Raw genomic sequence first — 12,465 nt, forward strand, 5'->3', positions numbered from 1 at the left:
CCCACATTCCGAAGCCTAGGATTCCTTGTGGTCGAGTCCCTTGAGCGTGCGCTCGAGATCCTCATCGAACTGCTCGCGCTCAGCGGCCTCATAGCCGCTCGAGAACGCGTTTGAGAGCTCGGCGATACCGCGGTTCAGGCGCTCAAAGAAGCGCCTCCCGCCCGGCCTCTGGTTAACGAAGTGCGCAGCGAAAAAACCCGCGCCTACTCCAAATACGAACAACATTAGCTTCCGCACGTGTTCCACCCTCCTGCGGTCGCGCGGCGACACCTTGCGCGCCGCGGAACTATACGGGTCAAGCTTAACCGGTAACGCATGCCGGAAATGATTAAGGGCGCTGGATTCCTGATGGATCCCAGCGCCCTCAAACGTTCAGACTTAGCGGCCCGAGTAGAACTCGACGACGAGCTGAACTTCACAGGTCACGGGAACCTCGGCGCGCTTCGGGCGACGCAGCAGGCGTGCCTCGAGCTTCTCGAGCGAAACCTCGAGGTAGCCGGGGACGTTCGGGAGAACCTCGGCGTGACCGCCTGCGGCTGCAACCTGGAACGGCTCGAGTGCTTCCGAACGCTCCTTGACGTGGATGAGCTGTCCCGGCTTCACGCGGAAGGAGGGACGGTCGACGAGCTTGCCGTCAACAAGGATGTGGCGGTGCACAACGAGCTGGCGAGCCTGCGCCGTGGTGCGCGCGAAGCCTGCGCGGAGCACGAGTGCGTCGAGACGCATTTCGAGGAGCTCGACAAGGTTCTCACCGGTCAGGCCGTCCTGGCGACGTGCCTCGTTGAAGGTGATAACGAGCTGCTTCTCGCGGATGCCGTACTGGGCGCGAAGACGCTGCTTCTCACGAAGGCGAACGGCGTAGTCGCTGTCGCTCTTGCGCTTGGTGCGGCCGTGCTGGCCTGGGCCGTAGGGGCGCTTCTCGAGGTAGCGAGCCGCCTTCGGGGTAAGGGCGAGGCCCAGCGAACGCGACAAGCGCGTCTGCGAGCGGGTACGTGACGTAGTCGACACGGGTATCCTTTCGGGTTTCTGACGGGCACACGCGAACGCGCTGCCCAATGTTCTCTCGGCCACGCTGCGCCCGCATTCACAAGCTTTCACTCGCAATGCACGCGACACAGCAAACCGTTTTCGGTGAGGGAACGACCGTTGCAGAAACCCGGCTACAGGGCACCTGCCATATGCTTCCCGCTGCAGCCTGCCGCGGGAGCCATGTTGGCCAACGAACAGCTTAGCAGAAACTCAGCAGCGGTTAGTCACCCCGGCTGATGCGCCGGATCTTTTCGAGCCGTTCGGAGACCTCGCGCTCGTTTCCGTGCGACGTCGGCTCGTAGTACCTGGCGCCGACGATTTCGTCCGGGAGGTACTGTTGCCGCACGACGCCGCGCGGGTCGTCGTGGGGGTACCGGTAGCCCCTGCCGTGGCCGAGTTTCTTTGCCCCGGGATAGTGCGCGTCTCGCAGCGGCTTGGGCACGGAACCGAATCGGCCGGCCTTCACGTCAGCGATTGCCGCATCTATTGCCGAGATCACCGCGTTGGACTTCGGCGCCGTCGCGATGTAAATCGTTGCCTCGGCGAGCGGGATCCGCGCCTCAGGCAACCCGATGAGCTGCGTCGCTTGCGCTGCCGCGACGGCGATCGTGAGCGCCTGCGGGTCCGCGAGTCCGACATCCTCGGCAGCATGAACCATCAGCCTGCGCGCAATGAACCGCGGATCCTCCCCCGCCTCAATCATGCGCGCCAGGTAGTGAATCGCCGCGTCGGGATCGGAACCGCGCATCGACTTGATGAACGCGCTGATGACGTCGTAGTGCTGATCGCCGTCTTTGTCGTACCGGAGCAGGGCGCGATCCACCGCGAGCGACACCAGCTCAGCCGTGATCTCCTTGGGCTTCGGCGTGTCCCCGTCTGGCTCGGACGACTCTCCTGGCGCTTCCGACTCGTCCGACTCTCCTGACTCGGCCGAGGCAAGCGCGGAGCCGGCTGCGGCTTCAAGACCCGTCAACGCGCGCCGAGCATCCCCTGAGGAGAGCTGCACGAGCGCGTCGCGCCCCTCCGCAGTGAGCTCGACCGCGCCGCCGAGACCGCGCGGATCAGCGACAGCCCGATCAAGGAGTTCGGCGATGTCGGCGTCGCTCAGTGTCTCGAGCGTGAGTAGCAGCGAGCGCGACAGCAGCGGGCTGATCACCGAGAAGGATGGGTTCTCGGTCGTCGCTGCGATCAGCGTCACCCACCCGTTCTCGACACCGGGCAGCAGCGCATCCTGCTGCGCTTTCGTGAAGCGGTGGATCTCGTCGAGGAAGAGAACCGTAGCGATGTCGTATAGGTCGCGATCGTTCAGCGCACGCTCCATCACGGTGCGCACGTCTTTGATCCCGGCCGTCACCGCAGAAAGTTCGACGAAACGCCGACCGCTCGTATGGGCGATTGCCTGCGCCATCGTCGTCTTTCCCGTGCCGGGAGGGCCCCAGAGAATCACCGAAACCGCCGAGCCGTCTTGGTCGCTCGCAATGACTCGCAGCGGCGATCCAGCGCGCAACAAATGCTTCTGCCCCACTACCTCATCGAGTGATCGCGGGCGCATGCGCACGGCGAGCGGAGCCGTTGCGGCGGACGTACCTTGAAACTGGGACACGCTCCAATGCTACCGAGCACCGCCGACAATCATGCTCAGCGGGGCTCGCTGTGGCATAGTGGAGGGGTCTATCTAGTAACGCGGTCGGTCAAGCCGATCCCACACGACAGGTGAGCAACACGGTGAGTGAAGCGACGAACGAGATGCCCTGGGGCAGGGTCGACGAGGACCGTACGGTGTACGTACGGGAGAACGAGGGCGAACGCGCCGTCGGCTCTTTCCCTGACGGCACGCCAGAAGAGGCACTCGCCTACTTTGAACGAAAGTTTGCGGACCTTGCTGGTGCGGTGACGCTGCTTGAGGCGCGCATCGCCCGGGGCACCGCTGACGCATCCGTCGCGGGCACCGTGGCAAAGCTGCAGGAACAGCTCGTTGAGCCAGCCGCTGTCGGCAACATCGACGCCCTGCGCGGGCGCGTCGCCAAGCTTGCCGAGAAGGCAGCAGCGTTCGGCGAGCAGCAGCAGCAGGAGCGCGAAGCGGCGAAGGAAGAAGCCCTCGCGAAGCGTGAGGCCATCGTCACAGAAGCGGAACAGCTTGCGGCGCAGCCGGAAGCTTCGATCCGGTGGAAGGACACGAGCACCGCATTCGAGCGGCTCTTCACCGAGTGGCAGAACGCCCAGCGCTCCGGCCCCCACGTGCCGAAGCAGCAGGCCGACGCACTGTGGAAGCGGTTCCGCGCAGCGCGCCAGAGCTTCGACACCGCCCGCCGCGCCCACTTCTCGCAGATGGATGCGAACAACAAGGACGTCAAGAGCCGCAAGGAGCGTCTCATCGCTTCGGCCGAAGCACTCGCCGACCGCGGGCTCGACGGCATCCCCGCTTACCGCAACCTGCTCGACGAGTGGAAGCAGGCAGGGCGCGCGAGCCGCAAGCTCGACGACCAGCTCTGGGCACGCTTCAAGGCAGCCGGCGACGTGCTGTACCAGGCCAAGGCCGAAGAGGTCGCGCAGACCAACGAGGAGTACCAGGAAAACCTCGTTGCCAAGCAGGCGATTCTCGAGGACGCGACGCCGATCCTCGAAATCACCGACCACGCTGCCGCCCGCAAGCAGCTCACCGCCGTTCAGCTGCGGTGGGACGAGGTCGGTCGCGTGCCGCGCGAGTCGCTCCGTGACACCGAGGGCCAGCTGCGCCGCGTAGAGGACCACGTGAAGAGCCTCGAAGAAGAGCACTGGCGAAAGTCGAACCCTGAGACGAAGGCGCGAAGCGAGGGCCTGCGCGGTCAGCTCGAGGCGTCGATCGCCGAGCTCGAGGCTGAGATCGCTGCTGCGAAGGACGCTAAGTCGAAGGCTTCGGCCGAGGACAAGCTCGCCACGCAGAAGTCGTGGCTCGCCGCGCTGGGCGACTAACCCTCAACAGCGGCGCGCACGCAACGCACTCCGCGGTTTTCTCCACAGTTCGCCGTTCCGGCCTGCATCAGCAGGGCGGAGCGGCGAAGCTGTATCCATGACTCCCCTCCACGCACCGCGCGTTGACCACTGGCCGCCAGCCCTGCGCTCCGCAGCGGTGCTCACGGGTACGCTCGTTCCGTGCGGGCCAGGCTTGAGGCCAGTCTCCTGGCCTGAAAGCCCCGCGACCCGGTGCGCGGCGATCGGCGGGCTGCTGGCCGAGCGCTACGCAGCCGTCGAAGACACTGCGGCGTGGATCTGGGGGGCCAGCCGCTCCCCCGGGCAACCGATCAGGCTCGTGTCGCTGCGCGGCCGCGCCCCGGCGAGCTTCTCGATCGTTTCAAGCGAGATGCCCGTGCTGGTGAGCACGTTCAGGCTCGCTCCCGGAGACCTCGTTGAGGTTGCAGGGTACCGCGTGAGCAGCAGGGCGCGCACGGCGTTTGATCTCTTACGTGCACCCTCAGAATTCACGGTTGCTCGACGGGCGGCCTGCCGCCTTCTGTTCCGTTCGGAGCGTGGCATTGCGGAGCAGGTCGCTGAACGCGCACGTCAGGCAAGCCGTGTCGACAGCGGACGCGCACAGGCGCGCCTGAGAGCCCTACTAGCGGACGCAGCGCAGCCGGGTGCCCCTCCGGGCTAGTTCGTGATGCGGTAGACGTCGTAGACGCCCTCAATGCGCCGCACAGCGTTGAGTACGTGGTCGAGGTGGGTGGCGTTTGCCATTTCAAAGAGGAATCGGCTAATCGCCAGCCGCGAGGTCGATGTGTTCACCGACGCGGAGAGGATATTCACGTGGTGGTCGGAGAGCGTCTTCGTGACGTCCGACAGCAGCCCGGATCGGTCGAGCGCTTCAACCTGGATTTGCACGAGGAAGACGCTCTTCGTTGTGGGTGCCCACTCAACGTCGACAATCCGCTCCTGCTGGTTTTGCAGGTTCTTGAAGTTGTGGCAGTCGGTCCGGTGAACGGAGACTCCCTGGCCCTTCGTCACAAACCCACGAATCTCATCGCCGGGCACGGGCGTGCAGCACTTCGCGAGCTTGGCGAGCACGTCGCTCGCGCCTGTGACGATCACGCCGCTCGAGGTCGCACGCGACGACTGTGCGCGTGGCGTGTCCGCAAGCGGAACACTGAGCGTGGCCGGCTCCGTCGACGCCTGGTCGTCGAACATCAACGCCGCAACCTTTTCCACGACGGACTGGGCTGAGACGTTTCCCTCACCAATCGCCGCGTACAGGGTCGTGACGTCGGCGTGATTCAGCTGAAGTGCGACCTGCTGCAGGGCCTCGGAATTCATGATCTGGTGGAGCGGGAGGCTCTGGCGCCGCAGCGTCTTAGTCAGCTCCTGCTTCCCAGTCTCTGCAGCTTCCTCGCGGCGTTCCTTCGTGAACCACTGCCGAATCTTGTTCTGCGCCCGCTTGCTCTTCACGAAGTTGAGCCAGGCCTGGTTCGGGCCCGAGTTCGGGTCCTTCGAAGTGAATACCTCGACGACGTCGCCGTTCTGCAGCGCCGTCTCTAGCGGGACGAGGCGCCCATTGACGCGCGCGCCCATTGTCCGATGCCCGACCTCCGTGTGCACCGCGTAGGCGAAGTCGACGGTCGTGCCGCCGGCTGGAAGTCCGATGACGCGCCCCTTCGGCGTGAACACGTACACTTCCTTCGCGCCAATCTCGAAGCGCAGCGCGTCCAAGAACTCGCTCGGGTCCTCGGTCTCGGCCTGCCAGTCCGAAATGTGCGCGAGCCAGGCCATGTCGTTCGACGCCGTATGCTTGTCGGCGCCCTGCTGGCGCTGCTTGTACTTCCAGTGCGCGGCGACACCGTACTCTGCACGCTGGTGCATTTCGACCGTACGAATCTGAATCTCGACCGCCCGGCCGTCAGGTCCGATAACCGTCGTGTGCAGTGACTGGTACAGGTTGAACTTAGGCGTCGCGATGTAGTCCTTGAAGCGCCCAGGGATCGGCGTCCATCGTGCGTGTACCGCGCCAAGCACCGCGTAGCAATCGCGGATCGAGTTGACGAGCACGCGGATTCCCACGAGGTCGTAGATGTCGTCGAAGTCGCGGCCTCGGACGATCATCTTCTGGTAAATCGAATACAGCTCTTTTGGTCGCCCGGTGACCTCGCCCTTGATGCGGGACTCCCTGAGATCGGTCTCGATCGACCCGATGACCTTGCCAACGAGCTCATCGCGCTGGGGGTTGCGCTGCTTCACGAGATTCTCGATCTCCGCGTACAGCTTGGGCTTGAGCACGGCGAACGAAAGATCCTCAAGCTCAGTCTTCATCGACTGGATTCCGAGGCGGTGCGCGAGCGGCGCATAAATCTCGAGCGTCTCCTGCGCCTTGCGCTTCGCGGAGTCGCCGGAGACGAACCCCCACGTGCGGGCGTTGTGGAGCCGGTCGGCAAGCTTGATGACGAGCACACGAATGTCTTTCGACATCGCCACGACCATCTTGCGCACCGTCTCGGCCTGCGCGGAGTCACCGTACTTGACCTTGTCGAGCTTCGTGACGCCGTCGACGAGCATGGCGATTTCCTCGCCAAAGTCAGTTGTCAGCTCTTCGAGCGAGTAGTCGGTGTCCTCGACCGTGTCGTGCAGCAACGCGGCAGCGATCGCAACAGGCGCGACGCCAAGATCCGCGAGAATCTTTGATACCGCAATCGGGTGCGTGATGTACGGCTCGCCGCTCTTGCGTTTCTGACCGCGATGCGCGCGCTCTGCAACGTCGTACGCTCTCGAGATCACCGAGAGGTCCGCGCGCGGATAGTTTGCCCGCACCGTTCGCATCATTTCTTCGATCGCACCGTGTGTCGCACCGCGGGAGAAAATCCGCGGCACCAAACGGCGCAGCGAAGTCGTACTCGCCTGTGTCGCGTCTGAACTCACCACCGCAGCCTCCTCAACTTCTAGAACGCTACACCAGGGTGTGCGCATTCCATGAATCGGCTGCGGGAAACAGCAGCATTTCGTCCCAATCTTGGAGCGAGGGTTGGCGATTCCTGCTGAGACACGAAGAGGGACCGCCTACTTCACGTAGGCGGTCCCTCTTCTGCTGCACTGCGGCGTATTACACTGCAGCGGATTGCACTCTGGCGTATTAGACCGTGGCTCCTGCTTCAGCGTCAGCGTCGGCATCCGCTTCTTGCTTGGCGCGCTGACGCAGCACACGCTCGTCGCGTTCCTTGACGCCAGCCTCACCGGCGCGCAGGTGCGCGTATGCGGGAGCTGCGACGAAGATCGTCGAGTAGGCGCCAGCGATGATGCCGATGAACAGCGCGAGCGAAATGTCGCGCAGCGTGCCTGCCCCGAGGAGGCCAGCACCAACGAACAGAATCGACGCGACCGGCAGCAGTGCAACAACCGAAGTGTTGATCGAGCGCACAAGCGTCTGGTTCACCGCAAGGTTCACGGCCTCACCGAACGTTCTCGCGTCGCTCAGCTCACCGGGGCTCGTGTTCTCACGGATCTTGTCGAAGACAACCACCGTGTCGTAGAGCGAGTAGCCGAGGATCGTGAGGAAGCCAATCATTGCCGCTGGCGTGACCTCGAACCCAGCAAGCCCGTAGATACCGGCCGTGATGATGAGGTCGTGGAAGAGCGCAAGCATCGCAGCGAGCGACATCTTCCACGTTCTGAAGTAGAGCGCCATCACCACTGCTGCGAGCAGGATAAACACGATGAGCGCGATGATCGCCTGCTTCGTGATGTCCTGGCCCCACACCGGCCCGATGAAGGAGTACGTGACCTCGTCGGTTGAAACGCCATACCCTTCGGCTAGCGCCTCGCTGACAGCCCTATTCTGGGCGTCGTCGAGGGCCTCCGTCTGCACGCGGACCTCGCTCTGTCCGAGGACAGAGATACGGGGAACGCTGCCGGGCAGCGTCTCCTCGACCGCCTTGGTAGCGATAGCTGGGTCGCGCTCAACGTCACTCGTGACGTGCACCTGGAACTGGCTACCGCCAGTGAACTCGATGCCGAGCTGGAAGCCACCGCGAACGAACGGCCCAAGCACCGCGATGATCAGCAGCACGGCCGAGATCGTGTACCACAGCTTCCGCTTACCGACGAAGTTGATCGACTTCTCTCCGGTGTAGAGCGCGTTGCCGAATTCTGCGAACGAGCGAGCCATATTAGCTCTCCTTTCCTGCGCCGGCAGTTTCAGCTGCCTTGCGCTCGGCAATCGTCTGGCGGCGTTCTGCCTCACCACGACTCTTCGCGACCTTCTTGCCGCTTCCCTTGGTTGCGACAACCGGCTCGCGGAACGCCATGCGTCCCTGGTAGACCGCGCCGAGCTGGCGAGGATCAAGACCCGAGAACTTGTAGCCGCCGGAGTAGATCTTGGTGCGCGCGAGGAGCGTCATCATCGGATGCGTGAACAACGAGACCACAAGCACGTCGACGATGGTGGTGAGACCGAGCGTGAACGCGAAGCCCTTCACGTTGCCGACGGCGAGAACGAAGAGTACCGCCGCAGCGAGCAGGTTCACGCCGTCCGAGGCAAGAATTGTGCGCAGCGCGCGCTTCCAGCCGCCCTCGACAGCCGCGGTGATGCCGAAGCCGTCACGCAGCTGATCGCGAATGCGCTCGAAGTAGACAATGAAGGAGTCCGCCGTGAAGCCGATCGCCACGATGATACCGGCGACGCCGGCAAGGGATAGTCGGTACCCCTGCCGCCATGAGAAGAACGTGAGCAGCAGGTAGGTCACAACGGCCGCGATACCGAGGGACGCGATGGTCAGCGTTCCGAGCAGCCGGTACTGGAATAGCGAGTACACGACAACAAGGCCGAGACCGATAAGCCCTGCGAGCAAGCCTCCGAGCAGCTGGTTCGAGCCGAGCGTCGACGAAATGTCTTCCTGGCTCTGAACGGTGAAGCTGATGGGCAGCGCACCGAACTTCAGCTGATCGGCGAGCACCTGCGAAGATTCCTTCGTAAAGTTGCCCGAAATCGCGGGGCGACCGTCAAGGATCTGCGCATTCATAGTCGGCGCGGAGATGACCTTGCCGTCGAGGACGAACGCGAACTGGTTCAGGGGCTCCTGCTGGCCGAACAGACGGTTGCTGACCTTGCCGAAGTCCTTCGCGCCCTGCTTGTTCATCGTGATTGCAACTTCCCACCGGCCGGTGGTGCCGCCGCCGCCCTGGATGGACTGCTGCTGCGAGACAGCGTCGGTGATCACTTCACCGGTGAGTTCCACAGGGCCGACGATGTACTTCATCAAACCGGTCTCATCACAGGTGATGAGAGGCCGATCCGCAGGCGCATTTGCGACCTCGAGTGCACTGTCAGACGAGCAGGTGAAGGCAGCGAACTTGTCGACGAGCGCCTGTGTGAGCCATGCCTGGTCTGCCGGATCAGTCGGTAGCGGGTCCGGATACAGGTCGCCGGTGTCCGTCTCAGCTGCCGCGTCTGACGCGGCTGGATCGTCAGCCGCGTCGCCATCGGTCGCGGCGTCGGCGCCGTCTGCTGCGGCACCGTCCGCTCCCTCGGCACCGTCCGCCGAGGCTGCGCCGTCTGCCGAATCGGCTCCGGCAGCGTTCTCGCCCTCGGCGTCCGGGTTCCCCGCGGTGACTGGCGCTTCGAGGAATACTCCACGGAAGTCGAGCGCAGCTGATGCCTGGATCCGCTTGAGTGTGTCTTCGTCAACCTTGCCTGGGATAGCAACCGAGATGTGGTTGTTTCCCTGTGTGGTGATCTCCGCTTCGGAAACGCCAGAAGCGTTCACGCGCTGACGAAGAATCGACACGGCCTGATCGAGCTGCTCACCGGTGACGGCCTTGCCGTCTTTCTGGTTTGCAGCGAGCAGAATCTGTGTTCCGCCCTGCAGGTCGAGTGCGAGTTTTGGCGTCCACGTCGCATCGCTGCGGTAAACGCCGAGAGTGATGAGGCCGGTCAGACCGATGATGAGCGCAAGCAGAAGAATGAGAGAGCGCCGGGCGCTCTTCACCGCAGGCGCGACTGATGGTTTCGCCAAGACAGCTGTCTCGCTTTCAGATATACGGTGCGGCGAACCGCACCGGAGATTAGTTACTCCTTGTCGGAGTTCTTGTCTTCAGTCTTCTCGACCGCTGGAACGTCTTCAATCTCTACCACTGCGTCATCCGCAGTAGGAGCAGCTTCTGCTGCGGTGAAGCGCTCGCCGAACGTCGGGTCATCGTCGGGGGCGAGCGTCGCTGCTTCGCTCTCCTCAACCGGTGCATCTACCGGGGTAACGATCTGACCGATGGCGTTGCGGTGCACAACGATGGTGCTCGTCCCGCTCATGACAGTAACTCGGTTCTCTTCATCATCAACCGCGATGATCGTGCCGAAGATGCCCGACTGGAGCATCACCTCAGCACCCGGCTGCATGTTGTTCTGCATTTCAGCCATCTGCGACTGGCGCTTCTTGCTGTTGCGGAACATGAAGAAGATAAGCACGGCGACGAGGCCGAGCATGATGAGTGTCATCGGATCCATGAGGCGTTGACCCTTTCAAAGAATGTGGAGCGCGCCATTGAACACGCACGGACCGCACAAGTCTAGCGGGCTTTCCTGCGAGTGACCGAACACTATGCGGTGGGTGGTGCGATCCCGAGATGCGTCCAACCGAGTGCCGTTGCGATCCTCCCGCGCGGCGACCGGGCGATGAGCCCAGCACGCATGAGGAACGGTTCCACGACTGCCTCGATCGTCTCCGCCTCCTCACCGACGGAAGCTGCGAGCGTTGACAACCCGACGGGCCCGCCCGCGAACCGCTCAACGATGATCCGGAGCACCTCGCGGTCGAGCCTGTCGAGACCGTGCTCGTCGACGTCGTAGAGCGAGAGCGCAGCCTTCACCGATTTCGAGTCGGGCTGCGTGCCGTGCACGAGGGTATAGTCGCGCACCCGGCGCAGCAGCCTGTTCGCGATACGTGGCGTACCGCGCGAGCGGCCAGCGATCTCCACAACACCAGCGGTGTCAAGGGGGAAGTCGAGCAACCCAGCCGCGCGCGCAAGCACCCCCTCGAGCTCGCTGTTCGCGTAGTACTCGAGGTGCGCGGTGAAGCCAAAGCGATCCCGAAGCGGGTTCGGGAGCAGGCCGGCGCGCGTCGTCGCCCCCACGAGCGTGAACGGCGAGAGCTCAAGCGGGATCGAAGTCGCGCCCGCCCCCTTGCCGACCATGATGTCGACCTTGAAGTCCTCCATCGCGAGGTAGAGCATCTCCTCAGCGCTTCGCGCCATGCGGTGGATCTCATCAATGAAGAGCACCTCGCCTGGCGTCAGCGCTGAGAGCACGGCGGCAAGGTCGCCTGCGTGCTGGATCGCTGGTCCCGAGGTCTGCTGCAGCGGAACGCCGAGTTCCGTTGCCACGATCATCGACAGCGTCGTCTTGCCGAGCCCTGGGGGGCCAGCGAGCAGGATGTGGTCCGGGGTGCGCGATTCGATCTGGGCTGCGCCGAGCAGCAGTCCAAGCTGCTCGCGCACCTTTTCCTGGCCGACAAACTCGGCGAGCGAGCCGGGGCGAAGTGCACCCTCGTAGCTCACCTCGGTTGGGAGCGCCTGCGGTGAGAGCTCGCCCGACGGCTGCGCGCCCGACGGTGCACCCGACTGCGCACCCGACTGCGCGCTCATCGGCGGCCCCGCTGGAGGAGCGCAAGCGCCGAACGCAGCAACTGCGCGTTCGTCATCTCTGCCCCTGCGTCGCGCGCGTCGAGCACGGCCTGGCGCGCCTCTGCCTCGCCCCAGCCGAGACCCTGGAGGCCCTCAGTCACGGCCTCCGTGAGCGCTTCGTCCGGTGCGAGCTGCGGGACCTGGCCCGCGTCGTCCTGAATGTCGAGCGCGCTGAGCTTGCCAGCAAGCGAGACAGTGATGAGCTTCGCTGTCTTTGGCCCGATGCCCGACACCTTGCGGAACGGCTTATCGTCCTCAGATGCGACCGCCCGCACGATCTCGGCTGGCGACAGCTCGGAGAGCACGCCGAGGCCGGAGCGCGGGCCAACGCCTGAGACGCCGATGAGCACGCCGAACACCGCGAGCTCCGCCTCGGTCTCGAAGCCGTAGAGCGTCAGCGAGTCCTCGCGGACGATGAGCGATGTGTGCAGGAAGAGCTGCTCCCCCGGCGTCCGCTGGGCCGTTCGGCCGCTTGGCACCTCGACACGCATGCCGACCCCGCCAACTCCGAGCACAACCCAGCCAGCCCCTGAGGCCAGCACCTCACCGCGTAATGAAGCAATCACACGCCAAGCTTATGGCGCTGGCACCCGATCTCCCGCAGCGCCACACCGCTGCTTCGAACATATGTGCGAACAGATCGGTGCCCTGACCCGCCGCGGCCCCGCTTTCCCAGCCCCTCCCCGCAACTCCATGTCAGTTTGGGCGGGATAGGGGCCCTTTTCGGCCCCACAATTGACCAAACTGACATCAAGTTCCCCGGGGGGTGGAAGCGCCCGGGGGTGGGAACGCCCGGGGGTGGAAGCG

11 protein-coding genes are annotated in these 12,465 nt (G+C 64.2%); 2 read left to right on the top strand and 9 right to left on the bottom strand.

Annotated elements, in window-relative coordinates; translation table 11 throughout:
• Positions 1 to 15: 15 nt before the first annotated feature.
• The 3 genes from SD72_RS06065 to SD72_RS06075 all read right to left on the bottom strand — a co-directional run bounded on the left by SD72_RS06065 (position 16) and on the right by SD72_RS06075 (position 2,581).
• Positions 16 to 225, bottom strand: a complete 210-nt coding sequence (locus SD72_RS06065; RefSeq protein WP_232299657.1) for a hypothetical protein — start codon at positions 223 to 225, stop codon at positions 16 to 18.
• A gap of 153 nt (positions 226 to 378) precedes the next feature.
• Positions 379 to 1,008, bottom strand: coding sequence for a 30S ribosomal protein S4 (rpsD, locus tag SD72_RS06070; RefSeq protein ID WP_042543532.1), 630 nt, complete (start codon positions 1,006 to 1,008; stop codon positions 379 to 381).
• Positions 1,009 to 1,249: 241 nt separating this feature from the next.
• On the bottom strand, positions 1,250 to 2,581 hold the full coding sequence (locus SD72_RS06075) for a replication-associated recombination protein A (protein ID WP_042543571.1): 1,332 nt from the start codon (positions 2,579 to 2,581) through the stop codon (positions 1,250 to 1,252).
• Positions 2,582 to 2,754: 173 nt separating this feature from the next.
• Between SD72_RS06075 and SD72_RS06080 the strand changes: the two genes are divergently transcribed.
• Positions 2,755 to 3,981 carry a DUF349 domain-containing protein gene (locus tag SD72_RS06080; protein ID WP_232299658.1) on the top strand — a complete coding sequence of 409 codons (1,227 nt, stop codon included), beginning with the start codon at positions 2,755 to 2,757 and terminating at the stop codon, positions 3,979 to 3,981.
• A 97-nt stretch (positions 3,982 to 4,078) separates the two neighbouring features.
• Positions 4,079 to 4,660: a hypothetical protein gene (locus tag SD72_RS06085; RefSeq protein WP_042543533.1), complete on the top strand. Its 582-nt coding sequence runs from the start codon at positions 4,079 to 4,081 to the stop codon at positions 4,658 to 4,660.
• On the opposite strand, the gene SD72_RS06090 is transcribed toward SD72_RS06085, so the two are convergent.
• The 6 genes from SD72_RS06090 to ruvA all read right to left on the bottom strand — a co-directional run bounded on the left by SD72_RS06090 (position 4,657) and on the right by ruvA (position 12,224).
• Complete coding sequence (locus tag SD72_RS06090; RefSeq protein WP_084766816.1) at positions 4,657 to 6,957, bottom strand: RelA/SpoT family protein; 2,301 nt, start codon at positions 6,955 to 6,957, stop codon at positions 4,657 to 4,659. The genes SD72_RS06085 and SD72_RS06090 overlap by 4 nt on opposite strands.
• Before the next feature lie 163 nt (positions 6,958 to 7,120).
• The gene (secF, locus tag SD72_RS06095) at positions 7,121 to 8,152 is read right to left on the bottom strand and encodes a protein translocase subunit SecF (RefSeq protein ID WP_042543535.1); all 1,032 of its coding nucleotides are present in this window, start codon (positions 8,150 to 8,152) and stop codon (positions 7,121 to 7,123) included.
• A 1-nt stretch (position 8,153) separates the two neighbouring features.
• Entirely contained in the window at positions 8,154 to 9,998 is a 1,845-nt protein-coding gene (gene secD, locus SD72_RS06100) for a protein translocase subunit SecD (RefSeq protein WP_042543536.1), read from the bottom strand.
• A 53-nt stretch (positions 9,999 to 10,051) separates the two neighbouring features.
• Positions 10,052 to 10,483: a preprotein translocase subunit YajC gene (gene yajC / locus SD72_RS06105; protein ID WP_042543537.1), complete on the bottom strand. Its 432-nt coding sequence runs from the start codon at positions 10,481 to 10,483 to the stop codon at positions 10,052 to 10,054.
• A 92-nt stretch (positions 10,484 to 10,575) separates the two neighbouring features.
• Positions 10,576 to 11,619, bottom strand: a complete 1,044-nt coding sequence (ruvB, locus tag SD72_RS06110) for a Holliday junction branch migration DNA helicase RuvB (protein ID WP_042543538.1) — start codon at positions 11,617 to 11,619, stop codon at positions 10,576 to 10,578.
• Positions 11,616 to 12,224 (bottom strand): Holliday junction branch migration protein RuvA, encoded by a 609-nt coding sequence (gene ruvA, locus SD72_RS06115; RefSeq protein ID WP_042543539.1) that lies wholly within the window; start codon positions 12,222 to 12,224, stop codon positions 11,616 to 11,618. The genes ruvB and ruvA overlap by 4 nt, the downstream gene beginning before the upstream one ends.
• Positions 12,225 to 12,465: the final 241 nt, after the last annotated feature.

Source organism: Leucobacter komagatae, from assembly GCF_000834055.1.
In the GTDB taxonomy this organism is placed as follows: Bacteria; Actinomycetota; Actinomycetes; order Actinomycetales; family Microbacteriaceae; genus Leucobacter; species Leucobacter komagatae_A.